This is a genomic window from Pseudomonas flavescens (assembly GCF_013408425.1).
In the GTDB taxonomy this organism is placed as follows: domain Bacteria; phylum Pseudomonadota; class Gammaproteobacteria; order Pseudomonadales; family Pseudomonadaceae; genus Aquipseudomonas; species Aquipseudomonas fulva_A.
The window spans coordinates 4,874,518-4,893,197 of sequence record NZ_JACBYV010000001.1; the positions used below are offsets into that span (position 1 = coordinate 4,874,518).

13 protein-coding genes are annotated in these 18,680 nt (G+C 65.4%); 4 read left to right on the forward strand and 9 right to left on the reverse strand.

Annotated elements, in window-relative coordinates; translation table 11 throughout:
* The first annotated feature begins 43 nt into the window (after positions 1–43).
* Together FHR27_RS21800 and FHR27_RS21805 are read left to right on the forward strand one after the other, a co-directional pair.
* Complete coding sequence (locus FHR27_RS21800; RefSeq protein ID WP_042553355.1) at positions 44–1,045, forward strand: bile acid:sodium symporter family protein; 1,002 nt, start codon at positions 44–46, stop codon at positions 1,043–1,045.
* Positions 1,042–1,449 carry a DUF2388 domain-containing protein gene (locus FHR27_RS21805; protein WP_179539548.1) on the forward strand — a complete coding sequence of 136 codons (408 nt, stop codon included), beginning with the start codon at positions 1,042–1,044 and terminating at the stop codon, positions 1,447–1,449. Before FHR27_RS21800 ends, FHR27_RS21805 begins: the two co-directional genes overlap by 4 nt.
* A gap of 174 nt (positions 1,450–1,623) precedes the next feature.
* On the opposite strand, the gene FHR27_RS21810 is transcribed toward FHR27_RS21805, so the two are convergent.
* From FHR27_RS21810 to FHR27_RS21835, 6 genes are all read right to left on the reverse strand, one after another.
* Positions 1,624–4,026: an efflux RND transporter permease subunit gene (locus FHR27_RS21810; protein WP_179539549.1), complete on the reverse strand. Its 2,403-nt coding sequence runs from the start codon at positions 4,024–4,026 to the stop codon at positions 1,624–1,626.
* A 35-nt stretch (positions 4,027–4,061) separates the two neighbouring features.
* On the reverse strand, positions 4,062–5,099 hold the full coding sequence (locus FHR27_RS21815; protein WP_179539550.1) for a WD40/YVTN/BNR-like repeat-containing protein: 1,038 nt from the start codon (positions 5,097–5,099) through the stop codon (positions 4,062–4,064).
* A gap of 49 nt (positions 5,100–5,148) precedes the next feature.
* The gene (locus FHR27_RS21820) at positions 5,149–6,507 is read right to left on the reverse strand and encodes a DUF1329 domain-containing protein (RefSeq protein ID WP_042553642.1); all 1,359 of its coding nucleotides are present in this window, start codon (positions 6,505–6,507) and stop codon (positions 5,149–5,151) included.
* Positions 6,508–6,531: 24 nt separating this feature from the next.
* Positions 6,532–8,169 carry a DUF1302 domain-containing protein gene (locus FHR27_RS21825; RefSeq protein WP_306456099.1) on the reverse strand — a complete coding sequence of 546 codons (1,638 nt, stop codon included), beginning with the start codon at positions 8,167–8,169 and terminating at the stop codon, positions 6,532–6,534.
* 85 nt (positions 8,170–8,254) lie between these two features.
* Positions 8,255–9,022, reverse strand: coding sequence for a coniferyl-alcohol dehydrogenase (locus tag FHR27_RS21830; RefSeq protein WP_179539552.1), 768 nt, complete (start codon positions 9,020–9,022; stop codon positions 8,255–8,257).
* 46 nt (positions 9,023–9,068) lie between these two features.
* Positions 9,069–10,550, reverse strand: coding sequence for a benzaldehyde dehydrogenase (locus FHR27_RS21835; RefSeq protein ID WP_269432929.1), 1,482 nt, complete (start codon positions 10,548–10,550; stop codon positions 9,069–9,071).
* A gap of 267 nt (positions 10,551–10,817) precedes the next feature.
* Between FHR27_RS21835 and FHR27_RS21840 the strand changes: the two genes are divergently transcribed.
* Both FHR27_RS21840 and FHR27_RS21845 read left to right on the forward strand, forming a co-directional pair.
* Positions 10,818–12,581 carry a sigma-54-dependent Fis family transcriptional regulator gene (locus FHR27_RS21840; protein WP_179539553.1) on the forward strand — a complete coding sequence of 588 codons (1,764 nt, stop codon included), beginning with the start codon at positions 10,818–10,820 and terminating at the stop codon, positions 12,579–12,581.
* Between the two features lie 140 nt (positions 12,582–12,721).
* Positions 12,722–13,183 (forward strand): REP-associated tyrosine transposase, encoded by a 462-nt coding sequence (locus FHR27_RS21845; RefSeq protein ID WP_179540139.1) that lies wholly within the window; start codon positions 12,722–12,724, stop codon positions 13,181–13,183.
* A 190-nt stretch (positions 13,184–13,373) separates the two neighbouring features.
* Here FHR27_RS21845 and FHR27_RS21850 read toward each other — a convergent pair whose 3' ends face one another.
* The 3 genes from FHR27_RS21850 to FHR27_RS21860 are packed head-to-tail and all read right to left on the reverse strand — an operon-like array spanning position 13,374 to position 18,618.
* Positions 13,374–16,460, reverse strand: a complete 3,087-nt coding sequence (locus FHR27_RS21850) for an efflux RND transporter permease subunit (RefSeq protein ID WP_179539554.1) — start codon at positions 16,458–16,460, stop codon at positions 13,374–13,376.
* Positions 16,457–17,524: an efflux RND transporter periplasmic adaptor subunit gene (locus FHR27_RS21855; RefSeq protein ID WP_179539555.1), complete on the reverse strand. Its 1,068-nt coding sequence runs from the start codon at positions 17,522–17,524 to the stop codon at positions 16,457–16,459. The genes FHR27_RS21850 and FHR27_RS21855 overlap by 4 nt, the downstream gene beginning before the upstream one ends.
* Complete coding sequence (locus FHR27_RS21860) at positions 17,521–18,618, reverse strand: efflux RND transporter periplasmic adaptor subunit (RefSeq protein WP_179539556.1); 1,098 nt, start codon at positions 18,616–18,618, stop codon at positions 17,521–17,523. Before FHR27_RS21860 ends, FHR27_RS21855 begins: the two co-directional genes overlap by 4 nt.
* Between the last annotated feature and the right edge of the window lie 62 nt (positions 18,619–18,680).

Consider the following 18,680-nt stretch of genomic DNA (forward strand, 5'->3'; position numbering starts at 1 on the left):
ATGTATGGCAACTGCTTGCCTTCATCCGCTTGGAATTCTGCCCATGGCCCGCTCCCGTCTGCTGCCCGATAACTTCACCCTGACCCTGATCGCCGTCGTCCTCACCGCCACCTTCCTGCCGGTCAGGGGCGAGGTCGCGGTGGCGTTCGGCTGGATCACCAACCTGGCCATCGCCCTGCTGTTCTTCCTGCATGGTGCCAAGCTGTCGCGTGAGGCCATCGTCGCCGGTGCCGGCCACTGGCGCCTGCACCTGCTGGTGTTCAGCTGCACTTTCATCCTGTTCCCGTTGCTGGGGCTGGCGCTCAAGCCGCTGCTGTCGCCGATGATCGGCACCGAGCTGTACCTGGGCATGCTTTACCTGTGCGCCCTGCCGGCCACCGTGCAGTCGGCCATCGCCTTCACGTCCCTGGCGCGCGGCAACATTCCTGCGGCGATCTGCAGTGCGGCGGCCTCCAGCCTGTTCGGCATTTTCCTCACGCCGCTGCTGGTGGCCTTGCTGATGGACGTACACGGCAGCGGCGGTTCGACCCTGGACGCCATTGGCAAGATCACCCTGCAACTGCTGGTGCCCTTCATCCTCGGTCAGATCGCCCGACGCTGGATCGGTGCCTGGGTGGGCCGCAACAAGAATTGGCTCAAGTACGTCGATCAGAGTTCGATCCTGCTGGTGGTCTACACGGCGTTCAGCGCGGCGGTAGTCGAAGGCCTGTGGAATCAGGTCTCCTGGCCGACCCTGGCGGCGCTGGTGTTCGCCTGCTGCCTGCTGCTCGCGCTGGCGCTGTGCATCACCGCGCTGCTCGGCAAATGGTGCGGTTTCAACATGGAGGATCGCATCACCATCCTGTTCTGCGGCTCGAAGAAGAGCCTGGCCACCGGTGTTCCCATGGCTCAGGTGCTGTTCGCTGGTAGCAGCATCGGCCTGATGATTCTGCCGATGATGCTGTTCCATCAGATCCAGCTGATGGTTTGCGCGGTGCTGGCTCAGCGGTACGCCAAGCGAGCCGAACCGGCTGCGCCGAGCGAAAGCAAGGTGGCGGTGAATTGAGCCGCGGCACGCCTCTCAAGGCTTCGCTGCTGCTGATCGCCTTGTTGCCGACGCTGCCGGCTCAGGCCTGGGTTCGGGTCGCGCCGGAGCTGGACGAAAATCCGTTGATAGGCACGACTTACTACGGCGTGCTGTCGACTCTGGTGCCGATCCTCACCACGACCAAGCCGGGAGAAGGCACCGAGTTGGCCGAGGAAATATCCAAAGAGAGCAGCAGCATCGACCAGAAGCTGAAGCTGGCTCGAGACGGTGCAGCCGCCTTCGTCGGTAGTCACGGGCAGATCCGTGGCGTGATGCTGGAGGCGGCGCTGGTCGCACTGCAGCAACGCACCGAGCTGGCCTCCTACAGCGACATGCAGTTGGCAGAAGCCGTGTTGGCCTACGAGCCGCGCTCCACCCGTTGAGCGCGATCTCTGGAAAAGGCGAATCCGGGACAATGGCCCAGGCGTCTGCGTGCGAGCGCTGACCAGGCGGCCATCCGCGCTGGTATCGCTGATCGACCGCTGAGGCCGATAGCAGGCGCCCGGCCAATGTGTACTGGGTGGCGAAATTGTCGCGCCTGGCCAGCAGATCACGCCTCAGCCAGGCGCTTTTTGCCGGCTTCCTCTTGGCAGCAAGAGCCAGCCCAGCGCTGGCATCAGGATCAGCGCGCCCAGCATGTTCACCAGGAACATGAAGGCCAGCAGGATGCCCATGTCAGCCTGGAACTTGATCGGCGAGAACGCCCATGTGGCGACGGCAATCGACAGGGTGACGCCAGTCAGCAGCACCACTTTGCCCGTGAACAGCAGCGCCTGTTGGTAGGCGCTGGCCAGCGAGTCACCCGCGCGTAGGCGCGCCAGCAGAACGCTGAGCACGTACAGGGCGTAGTCGATGCCGATGCCCACACCGAGAGCGATGACCGGCAGCGTGGCGACTTTCACACCCATGCCCAGGGCCACCATCAGCGCCTCGCAGAGTACCGAGGTGAGCATCAGCGGCAGCACCGCGCAGAGCGTCGCGCGCCAGCTGCGGAAGGTCACCAGGCAGAGCAGCGCCACCGCGCCGTAGACCCAGAACAGCATCTCGCGCATGGCCTGACCGACCACGATGTTGGTCGCTGCTTCGATCCCAGCACTACCCGCAGCGAGCATGAACTGCGTGCCTTCCACCTGCCGTTCGGCAATGAAGGCTTCGCTGGTGGCGACCACCCGTTCGAGGGTTTCGGCCTTGTGATCGGCAAGGTAGACGTACAGAGACAGCAGCGAGCAACCCTGATTGAACAGCTCACGGGGAGCGCGGGTCTGCACGGCGCCGAGGGCGCCGTCGTTGGGTACCAGCTCGTACCATTTGAGGTTGCCCTCGTTGTAGCCGACTCCGGCGATCTTGCTCAACTCGGCCATGGAGTTGGTCGCCTCCACGCCGGGCAGTTGCTCCAGGCGGGTGGCCAGTTCGTCCACGGCGGCCAGGGTCGGGTAACGGGTGCACTGGTCTTCTCCGGTGCGCACCATGACCACGAAGATGTCCGAGCTGGCGCCGTAGTTCTGCGTCATGAACAGCGCATCACGGTTGTAGCGCGAGTCGGCCCGCAGCTCCGGTGCGCCCGGGTCGAGGTCGCCAATTTTCAGGTGCAGGCTGACCGCGAAACCGAGCACCGCCAGCGCGAGGCCTGCGGCGATGGCGACCAACGCCCAGGGGCGATCGGTGAAGCGCACCAGCAGCGGCCAGAGCGGGTTGCCACCGTTGCCGGCTCGCTCGGCCTGCTCGGTTTTCAGGCTGCGCTGGGCGGCTTTCGGGCTTACGCCGAGATAGCTGAGCAGAACCGGTAGCAGGATCAGGTTGGTGAAGACCAGCACCGCCACCCCCAGGCTGGCGGCGATGGCCAGGTCGCGGATGGCCTGGATGTCGATCACCAGCAGCACGGCAAAGCCCACCAAGTCGCAGAGCAGTGCAGTGACCCCCGCCGCGAACAGGCGTCGGAAGGTGTAGCGCGCCGCGATCACGCGGTGGGTGCCGCGGCCGATGTCCTGCATGATGCCGTTCATCTTCTGCGCGCCGTGGCTCATGCCAATGGCAAAGATCAGAAAGGGGACCAGCGCCGAATAGGGATCGAGCGGATAGCCCAGGCTGGCCAGCAGGCCCACCTGCCAGAGCGCCGCCACCAGCGAGCAGGTCACCACGATCAGCGTGCTACGCAGGCAGCGGGTGTAGCCGTAGAGTACCGCCACGGTCACCAGCACCGCGGCGAGGAAGAACAGCGCCATCTGCCCCAGGCCTTCGATCAGGTCGCCGATGATCTTGGCGAAGCCGGTGATGTGGATCTGCAGCGTGTCGCTCTGGTACTTGTCGCGCAGCGCCTCCAGCTGCCGGGACAGCTCGCCGTAATCGAGTGCCGCGCCGGTCTGCGGGTTGATGTCGAGCAGCGGCAGGAGGATCACGCTGGACTTGAAATTGGCCGCCACCAACTGGCCGATCTCGCCGGAGCGGGCGACATTGGCGCGGATCTGCTCGATGCTCGCCGGCGAGCCGTCATAGTCGTCGGGAATCACCGTGCCGCCATCGAGGCCTTCCTCGGTCACCGCCGTCCAGCGCGTGGTCGGCGTCCACAGCGACTTCATGTAGGGCCGGTCGACGCCAGGCAGCAGGTACAACTCGTCGTTGAGCTTGGCCAGCGTATCCAGGTAGCCGCGCTCGAATATGTCGCCATCCTTGACCTCCACGGCGATCCTCAGCGAGTTGCCCAGGCCGCTCAGTTCGCTGCGCGCCGCCAGGAAGTTGGCGATGTAGGGGTGGCCGGTGGGGATGGTCTTCTCGAAGCTGGCGTTGATCTCGATGCGCGTGGCTTGCCATCCCAGCAACAGGGTCACTACCAGGCAGACCAGAATGATCCACGGCCGGTTGTTGAAGATGCCTCGTTCCACCCGGTTGCCGCTGTGCGGGTCGAAGTCTTCCAGGCGGGCCGTCACGGTCTGTTCCGTGCTCGGCAGATTCTCGTATTGCATGTCGTGCTCCTACTGCTTGATCTGTGGCACGCGGTTCAGGGAATGGTCAGCGGTGCACGCACGCCGCCAAGGCCGGCGCCCAGCAACTGGCCCTCCGCGCTCTCGGCAAGGCTGGCGATGGCACTGCCAGATAGCCGGCCGAGGGGTTCGATGCTCTGTTGGGCGACGCGCACCAGCTCGCCGTCCTGGCTGGCGAGCAGCAGGCGGCCGTCATCCAGCGCCAGACCCGCCACGAAACTGGACTGGATCGGGCTCGGCAAGGCTCGCCAGTGCTCACCGCTGTCCTGCGACAGCCAGGCGTTACCCCGCAGGCCAAAGGCCAACAGCTCGCCGCCGCGCCCCGCGAGCAGACCGAAGAAGCTGCCCTCGTAGGGCGATGCAAGGGCCTGGAAGGAGTTCCCGGCATCGGTCGAGCGCAACAGCAGGCCTCGCTCGCCTGCGATGAACAGGTTTTCGCCCTGCGCTCGAATGGCGTAAAGGTGCAGACCGCTGGGGTTGTCCAGGCGGCTCATCCAGGGTTGCCAGCTCAGTCCGCCGTCCTGTGTATGCAGGATCAGGTTGTAGGCACCGACCACGAAGCCGCGCCGTGCATCGCTGAAGTACAGGTCGAGGAAAGGTTTGTCCGGGCCGTCTTGCACCAGCCTGCGGGCCTCGTCGAGCAGGCGCTGATCGCCGCTGGACTCGGCAGCGGCCAGCGCCAGGCGCGCGGCCTGGATGCCATCGAGCTGCTTGTGCCAGGTCTCGCCGCCGTCCTCGCTGTGCAGCACCACGCCAAGATGACCGGTGGCCCAGCCACGTTGTGCATCGACGAACTGCACGGCGGTCAGGCTGACGCTCACTGGCACCTTGGCCTGGCGCCAGCTTCGCCCGGCGTCATCGGAGAGCAGTACCGTGCCGCGCTCACCGACCGCTACCAGACGCTCACCGGCGCGGGCCAGGCCGAGGATCGCCGAGCGCTCGGCGCGCACGTTCTGCAGTGCAGGTGTGTCCAGAACCACGGGGGCTGCCAGTAATGGCGCTGTTAAGCAGCCAGCCAGGCACAGCCCGACCGACCAGTTGCATAGGCGTTTCATAGGCGAATCTCCTGAGTGCGACGCCCTGAGCGCCGCACTCGCCAGCGGGTCAACGGATGCTGGAGTTGGCCATCGCGTCGGGGGTGAAGAACGAGGCTGCCGGTCGCGCGACCTTCTGGTACTGCACGCCAAGATCGTTGCTGGAGGAGTTGAGGAAGTAGGCGCCGGTGTCGAGGTTGTAGCTGCCCCACATGACCTGAGCGGTCAGTGCCGGCAGGTCGGGCGCCAGCAGGGTCAGGCTGTAGAGCTGGCGAACCAGGCGGCTCTGAGCGTCGTAGCCGTCCACGAGCAGCACCTGCCAGGAGTCTTCATCGATGTAGTAGGTTCGCCGTGGCACCACGTGGCGCTTGCCATCCTTGAGCGTGGCCTCGACGACCCAGACGCGATGCTTCTCCCAGCGCACCAGATCCGGATTGAGGAATTTGGGCTGTACCAGTTCGTCGCTCGTGGCGAGCCCGGCGCGGTTGTTGTTGTAGGGCACCAGCAGTTCTTTCTTGCCCACCAGCTTGAGGTCATGCCGGTCGGTTGGCCCGAAAATCATGAACGCCTCGTCGAACAGGCCCACGCCTGAGGTCACGAAGTCCGGCGTGTCGTACGCGATGTTCGGCGCACGCCGCACGCGCCGCTGGCCAACCAGGTACTGCCAGGCGGCGCGAGCCGACGGGTCGGTGTCCCAGTGCGTCATCAGCCCCTCGCCAGCCTTGGACGACGGCAACTCGGTGTAGAGCTTGCCCCACATGTACTTGCCCTTGAAGCTTTCCAGGTTGCCCTCCTCGAAGTAGTAGGGGAACTGGTAGGTGTACTGGGCGCGTGTGGCTTGCACCTTGCGGCCACCAGCGGTCATCAGCCAGGTATCGAAAGGCGAGCTGATGGTGTCGCCGCCCTGCCAGGACAGGCGGTAGTTCCACAGCACCTCGGCGCCGTTCTGTGGGATCGGGAAGGGGATTCCGCCGTAGGCGCCACTGACCTGTTCGCTGGCCACATCGAGGTTAGCGCGGGAGGCATTGGCGAAGGTGTTGTCATACACCCATTGCGGCGCCGCAGCGCTGCGATGGGTCGGGTAGACATCCAGGCGATAGTCCGGGTATTTGCGCAGCAATGCCTGCGTACCCTCGGCCAGTTGCGTGGCGTACTGCTCGAGATTGGCAGCGGTGATGCTATAGAGCGGCTTTTCCCCGGCGAAGGGGTCCGGGCGCTTGTCACCGCTCTTGAAGCCGGCGGCTACCTGAGTGACGCCACCGCTCCACGCGGGGATGCTGCCATCGGCGTTGGCGCTGCGCTCGGCGCCCATCGGCGTGAGTTCACTTTTCAGGCGGGCAGCCTGCTCGGGGGATACGGCAGCCTGGGAAAGCCCGCTGCCCAGCAGAGCGAGGCTGAGCAGCGACGAGATACAGAGAGTCTTTTGCATGGAATCGCACCTTTTTTCTTGTTCTTAAAAAGTCGTTTTCACGTACAGGGAGACGAAGTCGCGGTCGGCCAGCGACTGCTGGTAACTGAAATCCCCTGCCTCGTTCAGGCCGGCACCCGTGGCGCCGAAGAAATTCACGTAGTTGAGGCCCGCCTCCCAGCGCTGCAGATAGGTGGCCTTGAGCCCGACGCTCCAGTCGCCCGCATGGCTGTTGCCGAAGCCGGACTTGCTGACCGCCGACGAGCGCCCATCGAGCACCATCCCGATGCCGATCGGCACGCTCAGGTCGACGCCGTCTGCCACCTGGAAGTACGCCGGCTCGGCGAGCACGCGCAGCGCCGTGGCGTCGCGGGTGGTGTTGCCATCCAGGGCGGCGCGGTTGTCGGTGACGCTCAGGGTGCGGTTCCAGGCCAGCTCGGCCAGCACCGAGCCGCCGTCCCAGAGTGCCGAAGGCGGCAGCAGGTAGATGGTCGAGAGGTTGACGTGTGCCGTGCGGCCCTTGGCGTAGAGCGCATCGTCGGCGTTGTCGGCCAGTTGTCCCGGCGCGACCACCTGCAGGTTGCTGACCAATGGCGCGTCCCAGCGTATCGAGGTCTCGCCCGCGAAGTTGAAGTCGCCATAGGCGGTGGAGAAACTGGCGCCAACGGTCTTGATGTCCTCGGCGAACACCTGCCGGTACTCGCCGAGAATCGGCAGGCCGGTGGCGGCTGCAGCCGGACCGTCGATGTAGGCGTACAGGCCACTTGGCGCCTTGTCGTGGTACTTGGCCGCGTACAGCCCCAGCTCCAGCTCGGTACCCTCGGGTTTGAAACGGATTTGCATGCCACCCTGGCCGCCGTTGCGCGCCTCGATGTCCTTGCCGTGCACGGTGCGGTTGCCGAACACCTGCTGCAGGTCACCCGAGCCCTCGCCGATGGCATCGCTGTCACTCAGGTAGCTACCGGCACCCGGCAGGCTGGAGCGCTCCCAGTCGAACTGGTAGTAGGCACCAATCGACAGCTGCGGATTGATCTGCAACTGGCCGGATATCTGGTTGACCGGGCGCAGGATTTCCTTGAACTGCGTGCCCGGCACACTGAGCAGCTTGACCACGTCGGTCGGCCCCTGCGCCGCGCCGATGCCATTGCCGCCGTAGAACAGGCTTTCGCCATACACCAGGCTGTGCCGGCCAAGACGCAGCACGCCTTGGGACACCTCGCCCAAATCGCCGCGCAGATAAACGAAGGCGTCGAGCAGTTCGGCATCACGGCCGTGCAGCTCACGGGTGTCGGAGAGAAAACGCGGCTGTTCGCTGCTGTCGGTGTCCTGGTTGTAGATATGGTCATACCAGGCCGCGCCGCTCACCCGCATGCCGTAGTTCTGATGGCTGAGATCCACCTCGGATAGGATGTCGAGGCGATTGGAGACCAGCCCTCGACTGAAGTTCTTGTCACCCTGCCCCTGGATCGATGGATACAACCCGCCGGCCGTCGAGGCGTCGGTCAGGCGATCGTCAGCGCCGTGCAAGCGCCAGGCCTGGCTGTATTTCAGCGTGTTGTCCCAGCGCAGTTGCCAGTCACTGGAGCCCAGGTCGATTTGCGCAGCCTGAGCCGGCGCAGCGATGTTCATGCTGACGGCGAACGCCAGCAGGGATGCTTTGACGCAATGCTGTGTTTGGTTCATGTCGATCCTCATTATTCTTGTTGTCGGACTTGATGACCGCCCAGCGGGCGACCAGGGCTAGAACAATGCCGAGCGCCTCCGCCGCTCAGACATAGGTGGATGCCAGCCCGCCATCGACGGGCAGGTTGACGCCGTTGATCCAGCGCGCCTCGTCGGCGCAGAGGAAGGCGATCGCCGCAGCGACTTCGTCCGGGTAGGCCGGCCGCTTGATGCGATGGGCATCGGCTTCGACGCGGGTCTGGCCGAGCATCTCGACGAAATCGCCAAGGATCGGGGTGAACACCGGGCCCGGCGCCACGCAGTTCATGCGTACCGAATGGGCGAGGAACCAGGGTTGAGCCTGTACCAGGCTCCAGACGATCAGCGCCTCCTTGAAGTATTGGTAACTGCCGTTCGCCGGCAGTGGATGTTCGGCCAGCCAGGCCTCGCCAGCGGCAAAGCTCTCGGTGGCAGCCAGGGCCTTGTGCGCCGCCAGCCGCTCGGGCCACTGCGCGCCGAGAATCGACGCCACGTTGACGATGCTGCCGCCGACGACGAGGCGCGGCAGCAGGGCCACGCTCAGGTGGCGCAGGCCGAGGTAATTGACCCGCGCCAGCAGGGCCGGATCGGCGGTGCCGGGCACGCCGGCGACGTTGCACAGGCCATCGAGTTGCCCGGGCAATTGCGCCACCGCGCGGTCGATGCTCGCCACCGCTGCGAGATCGACCTCGATGAAACCGTCCAGGGTCAGGTGTGGCGGGTTGCGATCCAGGCCGATGACGCGGGCGCCGTGGAAGCGCAGCAGTCGCGCGGTTTCCGCGCCGATGCCGGACGATACGCCCGTCACCGCGAAGGTCTTGCCGCTCAGGTTCATGTCATTTCCTTTTTTTGTTCTTGTCTGGTGTCTGGAGCGATGCGACTCAGAAGGGGTACTGCGGCGGGGTTTCCTTGACCGTCACCCATTGCCATTGGGTGAACTCGTCCCAGTTGGCCGGGCCGTTCATGCTGCTGCCGTTGCCCGAGTTGCCACGCCCACCGAACGGGTTGACGCAGTCGTCATTCACGGTCTGGTCGTTGATATGCAGCATGCCGCAGTCGAGCCTTGCCCCCAGGCTCATGGCGCGGCCAACGGAACGGGAGATCACGGCGGCGGCGAGCCCGTATTCGCTGCGGTTGGCCAGTTCGATGGCTTCTTCGTCGCTGGCGAAGCTGGCCACGCAAGCCACCGGGCCGAAGAGTTCGCGGTCGAAGGCCGGCATGCCCGGTTTGAGATGACTGAGCACGGTGGGCTGGTAGAACAGGCCCTCGTAACGACCGCCGATCTGCAGCCTGGCACCGGCGCCTACGCTGTCGAGCACCATCTGGTGGGCACGCACGAGCTGGTTCTCGTTGATCATCGGGCCGAGCTCCACCTCGCCGCTGGCGGGGTCACCGACGCGCAGCCGCCGTGTACGCTCGACCAGCCCCTCGACGAAGCGCTCGACCAGCGATTCATGCACCAGAATCAGCCCGCTGGCCATGCAGATCTGCCCCTGATGCAGGAAGGCGCCCCAGCTGGCGCAGCTCAGGGCGCGCTCCAGATCGGCGTCTTCGAGAACGATCAACGGGTTCTTGCCGCCCAGCTCCAGAGCGACCTTCTTCAGGTTTCGCCCGGCGGTTTCCGCCACCTTGCGCCCTGCTGCCGTGGAGCCGGTGAAGGCGATCATCCGCACGTGGGGATCGGCACACAGCGCAGCCCCGGTATGGGCGCCGCCGGGCAGCACATGCAGCACACCCGCGGGCAGGCCGGCCTCTTCGAACAGGCGGGCGATCAGGAAACCACCACTGATCGGCGTCTGTGGATCAGGCTTGAGCACCACCGCATTGCCGGCGGCGAGAGCTGCTGCGACAGAGCGAATGGACAGGATCAGCGGGAAGTTGAACGGTGAAATCACCCCGACCACGCCGTGGGGCAAGCGCCGTGCGTAGGACAGCGTGCCAGAGTTGCTCGGCAGCACCAGGCCGTGCGGTTGCATCACTTGCCCGGCGGCCAGTTGCAGAAACAACACCGCTTCGCGAACTTCATGGTGAGCCTTGAGCAGAATGCCGCCGGTTTCGCGGGCGATGAACAGCGCGCACTCGTCGGCATGCGCCTGCAGCACCTGTGCAGCGCGCAGGAAGATATCCGCTCGCTGGCGTGGGGCGACCGCCTCCCAGGCCGCCTGGTGGCGGGCTGCGCTGGCGGCAGACTGGGTGATGTCTTCGGCCCGGGCTTCCCCGGTAATGGTCAGGCAATGACCCGTGGCCGGCTCGATGACGGCGGTGCGGCCACCGGCCAGCGGTGCTTGCCAGGCACCAGAGAACAGCTTGCCTTCCCAGAGCCCTTCATCCAGCAAGGCGTGCGTCGATTGCGATTGCGGCAGTCGAGACATGGTGTCTCCTTGGAGTATTGTTGTTTTAAGTGATTTGCCAGTGGGCCTGAGGCCTATCGCAAAGAGCGTGCCCAGATATCCGTAAGCGTCTGGGCAGCGTAGAAATCCACAATAATTTCAATAAATTGGATGCATTCATCGGTTTCGGGACGTGTTTTTCAAGGCGCTTCAAGGTCTGTGAAAATTCGCAAATGAGCAGCTGCGAAGTGGTCTCGTCGGTTCCGAATTGATGAATTGCGCACGTGCGGAGCCGTAGTCATGCCCGATCCTCATCGCATTTCCCTGAACGCTCTGAGCAATATCGAGACGCCCCATTACCGTGGCGCCAGCGATGCGCTCGACTGGCAGAACGCACCGACCCTGCGCGACCTGACCGAGTGCCTGTTCTTCTCGCCGGGGGACGGGCGCATCTGGCTCAACGACCAGCGCATGGTGTTGCTGCACTGCGAGGCGCTGGGCGCATTGCGGCGCGAGCTGATCGACAGCCTCGGCCTGGAGCGCGCGCGTGGCCTGCTGACGCGTGCGGGTTACCTGTCCGGTGCCAGGGACGCTCGCCTGGTGCAGCAACGTTGGGGCGGCGCCGAACCGGCGTCGATCTTCGCTGCCGGCATTCGCCTTCACGGGCTCGAGGGCATGGTCAAGGTGGAGCCGGTGCACTTCGAGTTCGACGTCGACCGTGGCCACTACGACGGCGAGTTTCTCTGGCATCACGCCCACGAGGACGACGAACACATCGCCGCCTACGGCATCGGCAACGATCCTGCCTGCTGGATGGAAATCGGTTATGCCACCGGTTATGTAAGCGGCCTGTTCGGCCGTCTGGTGGTCTTTCGCGAGGTGGAGTGCCGGGCCATGGGCCATCAGGTATGCCGGGTGCTGGGCAAGACCGCCGAGCTGTGGGGCGATGTGGAGGAGGATCTGCGTTACCTGAACGCGTCCGCTGACGAGGGCGAGCACTGCCGGCTGGATCGCGCGCCCTATCAGCCGTTGTCAGCCGGCACGGCGGAAAGCGATGAGGGCCGCATGATCGGTGCCTCGGCGGCCTTCAATGCTGCCTACCAGTCATTGCAGCGGGTAGCGCGTACCCCGGCCACGGTGTTGTTCGGTGGCGAGTCGGGGGTGGGCAAGGAGTTGTTCGCCAGCAACCTGCACCGCATGAGCGAGCGGCGCGACGGGCCTTTCGTCGCCCTCAACTGCGCGGCCATCGCCGAGAGCCTCATCGAGGCGGAATTGTTCGGTGTCGAGCGCGGCGCCTACACCGGCGCCAGCCACTCGCGTGCCGGTCGCTTCGAGCGCGCCCAGGGCGGCACGCTGTTTCTCGACGAGGTCGCCTGCCTCAGCCTGCCGGGGCAGGGCAAGCTGCTACGGGCTCTGCAGGAACGCGAGATCGAGCGGGTCGGTGGTACCTCGGTCATCAACGTCGACGTGCGGGTGATCGCGGCGACCAATGTGGATCTGCGCGCCGCCGTGCGCCGGGGCGAGTTTCGCGAGGATCTCTACTACCGGCTCAACGTCTACCCGATCCACATTCCGCCGCTGCGTGAGCGCCGCGACGACATCCCCCTGTTGGTGGACTTCTTCATGCGCCGTTATTGCGAGCGCTATGGACGCACACCGGTCGGCTTGACCATGCGCGGCATCAAGGCGCTGCTCAACTACGATTTTCCTGGCAACATCCGCGAGCTGCAGAACCTCATCGAGCGGGGGGTGATCGCCAGCAACGAGGGGGCGGCCATCGACCTCAACCACCTGTTTCGCGATGAGGAGTTGCCTGCCGAGTTCTACTCGGTGCTGCAGCAGGGGCGCCTGGTGCAGAATCATGAGCTCGACCGGCAAACGGACCTGCTGACCCGCCTTGGCTGCCCGGATCTACCGGAGGCCAGCCTGTCGCTGGAGGCATTGGAAAATCAGCTGCTGGAGCAGGCGCTGCAGCGCAATGCCGGCAACCTGGCGGCTGCCGCCCGCCTGCTGGGGCTCAGCCGCGCCCAGTTCGCCTACCGGCTCAAGCGGGCACGGGGGTAGCTGAAGATCGTTCGCGGGCATGGCCCGCTCCCACAGGTCTCGCGGGGCTCACAACTTACCTGTGGGAGCGCGCCATGCGCGCGAATAGGTAGCGAGCACTACACTGGCATCTGAATCAACACGGAGGTCGATTCATGCTGATGTCATCGAAACCGGGTTATCGCGCCTTGCGCAGAGGCCGAGCTTCCTGCCCCGCAATGGCCTATCTGATCACCACCATCACCCGTGACCGCCAGCCGGTGTTCAGCCATTTCGCCGCTGGCTGTGCCGCAGCGCGCTGCTTTGAGACGCCAATGCTTCTGCGCGATAGCCGCATGCTCGCCTGGGTGCTGATGCCGGATCATGTGCACTGGCTGGTTCAGCTCGGGGAGGCGGACAGTCTTGCTGCGCTGATCAATCGGTTGAAGTCATCCAGCAGTCGGTTGGCTGGGAAGAACGTCGGCAGGGCAAAGGGAATCTGGCAGGCGGGCTTCCACGATCATGGCCTCCGGGCAGAGGAGGATCTGCTTGATGTCGCGCGTTATATCGTGAGCAATCCGCTGCGTGCCGGTCTGGTCAGGCGGGTGGGTGACTACCCGTTTTGGAATGCGGTCTGGCTCTAGGCTTGTGGTTTTTCGCGGGCATGGCCCGCTCCCACAGAGTTCGCGTTCGACAGCACATTGTGTGCCGTCCACAAATCCCCTGTGGGAGTGCGCCATGCGCACGAAGGGCCTACCGAGCACCGCTGATCTTGCTGAATGAACACAGGCTTATTGGTGGCGCGCGCCATGCGCGCGACGGGTCAGTTATCACTCACACCTGTGCATCCTCCCGCTGCTCATCGTTCGGCTCCTCGATGCGGTACCAGGCCACGTACAGGGCTGGCAGGAACAGCAGGGTCAGCAGCGTGGCGCTGAAGATGCCGCCGATCATCGCGTAGGCCATCGGCCCCCAGAACACCTCGCGGGCGATGGGGATCATGCCCAGGCTGGCGGCAGCGGCGGTCAGCAGGATTGGCCTGCGGCGGTGCTGGGTGGCGTCGATGACGGCCTGCCACGGCGAGTCGCCGCCACGCTCGAACTCGTCGATCTGGGTCACCAGAATCACCGAGTTGCGGATGATGATGCCGATCAGCGCCAGGATGCCGAGGATGGCCACGAAGCCCATGGGCGTGCCGGTGGGCACCAGCGCCAGCACCACGCCGATCAGCCCCAATGGCGCCACGCTGAATACCAGGAAGGTCTTCGCCACGCTGTGCAGCTGGATCATCAGGAAGGTGGCCATCAGGAACAGCATCAGGGGCAGCACGCTGGCGATCGGGCCCTGGGCCTTGCCGCTTTCCTCCACCGTGCCGCCGGTGGCCACGCTGTAGCCAGTGGGTAGCTCGTCGGAGAATTTCTGGATATCCGGCGCCAGGTCGGCGACCAGATCGGTCGGCTGGATCTCGCTGACCACGGCCGCCTTGAGGGTGATGGTCGGTTTGCGGTCGCGGCGCCACACCAGCGGCTGTTCCAGCTCGTAACCGACGGTGGCGAACGCACGCAGCGGGACGGCCACGCCGCTCGGGGTGACGATCTGCAGGTTCTCCAGGGTCTGCGGTGAACTGCGTTCGCTGTCTTCGGCCCGGCCGATCACGTCGATCAGGTAGATATCGTCCTTGACCTGGGTGACCGTGGTGCCGCTGACGATGCTGTTCAGCAGGTTGGCGACGTCTTCCGACGACAACCCGAACTGGCGCGCCTTGTCCTGGGCGATGTCGATGCGCAGCACCTTGCCCGGCTCGTTCCAGTCGTAAACCATCTCGCCGATGTCCGGGTTCTTGTCCAGCAGCGCCGCCAGTTCCAGAGCGTGCTTGCGTACCTCGTCGACATCCGCGCCGCTGATCCGGTACTGGATCGGCCGACCCACCGGCGGGCCCATCTCCAGCGGCTGGACGAAGCTGCCGATGCCGACGAAGTCCTCGCGCAGGCGCTTCTTCAGTTTGCCGACCAGCCGATCACGGGCGTCGATGTCCTGGCTGACGATCACCAGCTGGGCGTAGAACGGGTTCTGCAGTTGCTGATCCAGCGGCAGGTAGAAGCGCAGCGCGCCCTGGCCGATGTAGGTGCTCCAGCGAGCGATATCGGGATCGTCCTTGAGGCTGGCTTCGAGGCGGTCGACCTGGGCGCGGGTTTCGTTGATCGAGGCGTTCTGCGGCAGGTTCAGGTCGACGAGAATCTCCGGGCGATCCGAAGCGGGGAAGAACTGGCTCTGCACCAGGGTCATGCCTGCCAGGGAGGCGGCGAACATCGCTATCGTCAAGCGGATGGTCCACCAGCGGTGCCGCATGGCCAGCAGCAGGCCCTTGTCGAAGGCGCGGGCGATGCGTCCCGGGCCGCTTTCCTTGGCCTTCATGCGTTTGGGCAGGATGTGCACGGCGATCACCGGGGCGAACACCACCGCCACCAGCCAGGACAGCGACAGCGCCACGGCGATCACCGCGAACAGGGTGAAGGTGTATTCGCCAGCCGAGCTGGCGTTGAGGCCGATGGGCACGAAGCCGGCCACCGTCACCAGGGTACCGGTGAGCATCGGGAATGCCGTGGAGGTGTAGGCGAAGGTGCCGGCGTCATGCAGCGAGTCGCCCTTTTCCAGGCGGGTGACCATCACTTCCACGGTGATCATGGCGTCATCGACCATCAACCCGAGGGCGATGATCAGCGCGCCCAGGGAAATCCGCTGCATGGTGATACCGCTGTACTCCATGAACATGAAGACCATGGCCAGCACCAATGGGATCGAGCAGGCGACCACCAGGCCGGCACGAATGCCGAGGCTGACGAAGCTCACCAGCATGACGATCAGCACGGCTTCGAACAGGGCGCGGGTGAAGCCGCTGACCGCTTCCTCCACCACTTCGGCCTGGTCGGACACCACATGCACGCCGACGCCCACCGGCAGGTCGGCGGTCAGCTCATCCATTTTCGTGTGCAGGGCCTTGCCGAAGGTCTGGATATTGCCGCCGTCGCGCATGGCGATGGCCAGGCCGATGGCCGGCTTGCCGTCGAAGCGGAACAACGACTGCGGCGGGTCGACGTAGCCACGGCTGATCTCGGCGATATCGGTGAGCCGATAGAAACGGTCGTCCAGGCGCAGGTTGACGTTGCGCAGGTCGGCTTCCGAGGCGAACTGGCCGCTGGTGCGTACGGAAATGCGCTCCGGGCCGGCCTCGATCACCCCGGAAGGCGTTACTGCGTTCTGTGCCTGCAGGCTCTGGATCACCTGGCTCTGATCGATGCCCAGGGCAGCCAGTTTGCGGGTCGAGAAATTGAGGTAGAACACTTCGTTCTGCTGGCCGACCATCTGCACCTTGCCGAGGTCGGGCACGCTGCGGATCTCGGCGCGTACCTGTTCGACGTAATCGCGCAGGGCACGCATGCTCAGGCCATCACCGGTGAAGGCGTAGATGGAGCCGAACACGTCGCCGAATTCGTCGTTGAACGACGGGCCCTGCAGGCCCTGGGGGAACTCGCCGCGAATGTCGTCGATCTTCTTGCGCACCTGGTACCAGATGCCGTCGATATCGCCGGCCTTGGTGGTGTCGCGCAGGAACACCATGACGGTCGATTCACCGGGCCGCGTGTAGCTCTTCACGTAGTCCAGGGAGTCCAGTTCCTCGAGCTTCTTCTCGATGCGGTCGGTGACCTGGCTAAGGGTCTCGTCCACCGTGGCGCCCGGCCAGCGGGTCTGGATGACCATGGTCTTGATGGTGAAGGAGGGGTCTTCCTCGCGACCCAGGTTCATGTAGGAGATCACCCCCATGAGCAGGGACACGAACATCAGGTACCAGACGAACGACTGATGCCGCAGCGCCCAGTCGGAGAGGTTGAAGCCGTTCTTGCGCGGCGCCTGCTGGTTCATGGTGCCACGCCCTCATTGATGCGTACTGCCTGGCCGTCCTTGAGCTCGCTCAAGCCGGCACTGACTACCTTGTCGCCAGCCGCCAGGCCCTCGACGCTGATCTGTTCGCCCTCGCGGCCGACTACCTGCACGGCGCGCGGGTGCACGGTTTTCGTTGCCGTGTCGATGACCCACACGCGGGTCTGGCCGTCGACTTCCTGCAGGGTGCTGGCCGGCAGCAGGCTGCGCGGCTTCTGTTCACGGGTCAGGCTGACGGCCACCGCGGTGCCCAGGCGCAAGCCGGGAGGGGTGTCTTCCAGGCTCAGGCGCGCGCGTCGGGTACGGGTCGCGGCGTCCGCACGGGGGCCCAGCTCGCGCAGTTGGCCGCGGGTGGCGATGCTCGGGTCGAGCTGGGAGGCGATATTGAACTGCACCTGGTCGTCCAGGGCATCGGCCAGTTCCACGGGCAGGTCGAAAACCGCTTCCTTGACGTCGGGCCGAGCCAGCGTCACCACTTCCTGCCCGGCGCCGACCACCTGGCCAGCCTCCACGTGCCAGGCGGTCACCACCGCGTCGAATTCGCTGCTCAGGTTGCCGTAGGCGAGTCGGTCGCGGGCCTGCCGGGTGGCGGCTGCGGCCTGGTCGCGGCTGCTGCGGGCGCTGCTCAGTTCAGTCTGCGCCTGCTCCAGCACGGCCTTGGCGCCAACGCCTCGGTCGAACAGTTCCTGCTGGCGCCGGGCATTGGCCTGGGCGTTGATCCACTGCGCCTCGCTGCGCGCCTGATCACCTTCGCTGGCGCGCAGGGCGTTCTGCTGATCGGTGGGGTCGAGGGTGGCCAGGGTGGTTCCGGCCTTCACCTCGGCACCGGCATCCACCAGGCGCTGGGCCACGCGACCGCCAACCCGGAAGCCCAGGGTGCTCTGCACCCGGGCCTCGATGGTGCCGGCGAAACGGCCAAGAATCTGCTGGTTCTGCTGCTGCACCTCGGTGTACAGCACCGGGCGAATCGGCTCGGGCTTTTCTTCCTCGGCGCAGCCTGCCAGGAGCAGTGCGGCGAGCAGGGCGATACCTATGGAGCGCTTCATGGTTGATTTTCCTGCTCGCGCGCTTCGGCGATTTCCACTTTCTGGCCCGGATGCAGCAGCTGCCCACCGGCCACCACCACGCGATCGCCATCTTGCAGACCAGCGCGGATGATCACCTTGTCGGTCAGGTAGCGGCCAACCTGCACGGGATGCAACTGCGCGATGTCGCCATCGCCCAGTCGCCAGACCGCCGGCTCGTGCTCGGCCTTGGTGAGTGCCGACCAGGGCAGCTCGACGCTGCGGCTGGCCGGGTTGCGCACATGCGCACTGACCGTCGCGCCCAGGGTCATCGCCGGCGGTACCTGCTCCAGGCCGACTTTGACCTGCACCGTGCCGCTCTGCGCCGAGACCTGAGGGTTGACCTCGCGAACCTTGCCTTCGGCGCTGACATCCGGGTTGTCCAGCAGGCTGACGCGCAGCGCCTGGCCAGGCTCGACCAGCAGCGCTTCGAAAACGTTGAATACCGCGTCGCGCTCACCTTCACGGGCCAGGCCGAAGATCGGCGTGGCCGCCTGCACGACCTGGCCGACCTCGGCCTGGCGGGCGGTGATTACCCCATCGCTCTCGGTGCGCAGTTCGGTGTAACCGCTTTGTTCACGGGCGTCGGCCAGCTGTGCTTCGGCTGCGGCCAGGCTGTTGCGTGCACTGCGGTCACTGGCCAGGGCGCTGTCGTATTCGCTGCGGCTGGTGTAGCCCTTGGGCAGCAATTGCTGCTGGCGCCAGAGGTTGGCGGCACTCAGTTTTACCTGGGCCCGCGCGGCTTCGGCGGCGGCCTCGGCGGAACGCACCGCGTTGCGTTGATCCTGCGGGTCGAGGCGCGCCAGCACCTGGCCAGCCTGCACGCTGTCGCCGACATCGACCAGGCGCTCGGTGATCTTGCCGCCGATACGGAACGACAGGTCGGTCTGCACCCGTGCCTGGATATCGCCGGTCAGCGTGGCATCGGCCGCGTAGTCGATCTGGCTCACGGTCGCCACCTTGACCCGTGGGTGCTGCGGCTCGGGTGGTGCCTCATCGGCACAGCCGGCCAGCAGCGCGACAGCCAGCGAGGCCGCGACAAGGCGAGGCGAGGCGAAGATCGATACGGGCGGCATGGGGGCTCCGGCACGGCAGGAAGCGAAGGTGTGTGCAAATGCGACCGCGGAAGGCGACGAAC

What these genes read in the sequence shown, in the direction of transcription:
- FHR27_RS21800 (WP_042553355.1), top strand. Translation starts at nt 44, where the DNA reads ATGGCCCGCTCCCGTCTGCTGCCCGATAACTTCACCCTGACCCTGATC.
- FHR27_RS21810 (WP_179539549.1), bottom strand. Translation starts at nt 4,026, where the DNA reads ATGCAATACGAGAATCTGCCGAGCACGGAACAGACCGTGACGGCCCGC.
- FHR27_RS21815 (WP_179539550.1), bottom strand. Translation starts at nt 5,099, where the DNA reads ATGAAACGCCTATGCAACTGGTCGGTCGGGCTGTGCCTGGCTGGCTGC.
- FHR27_RS21820 (WP_042553642.1), bottom strand. Translation starts at nt 6,507, where the DNA reads ATGCAAAAGACTCTCTGTATCTCGTCGCTGCTCAGCCTCGCTCTGCTG.
- FHR27_RS21825 (WP_306456099.1), bottom strand. Translation starts at nt 8,169, where the DNA reads ATGAACCAAACACAGCATTGCGTCAAAGCATCCCTGCTGGCGTTCGCC.
- FHR27_RS21830 (WP_179539552.1), bottom strand. Translation starts at nt 9,022, where the DNA reads ATGAACCTGAGCGGCAAGACCTTCGCGGTGACGGGCGTATCGTCCGGC.
- FHR27_RS21840 (WP_179539553.1), top strand. Translation starts at nt 10,818, where the DNA reads ATGCCCGATCCTCATCGCATTTCCCTGAACGCTCTGAGCAATATCGAG.
- FHR27_RS21845 (WP_179540139.1), top strand. Translation starts at nt 12,722, where the DNA reads ATGTCATCGAAACCGGGTTATCGCGCCTTGCGCAGAGGCCGAGCTTCC.
- FHR27_RS21850 (WP_179539554.1), bottom strand. Translation starts at nt 16,460, where the DNA reads ATGAACCAGCAGGCGCCGCGCAAGAACGGCTTCAACCTCTCCGACTGG.
- FHR27_RS21855 (WP_179539555.1), bottom strand. Translation starts at nt 17,524, where the DNA reads ATGAAGCGCTCCATAGGTATCGCCCTGCTCGCCGCACTGCTCCTGGCA.
- FHR27_RS21860 (WP_179539556.1), bottom strand. Translation starts at nt 18,618, where the DNA reads ATGCCGCCCGTATCGATCTTCGCCTCGCCTCGCCTTGTCGCGGCCTCG.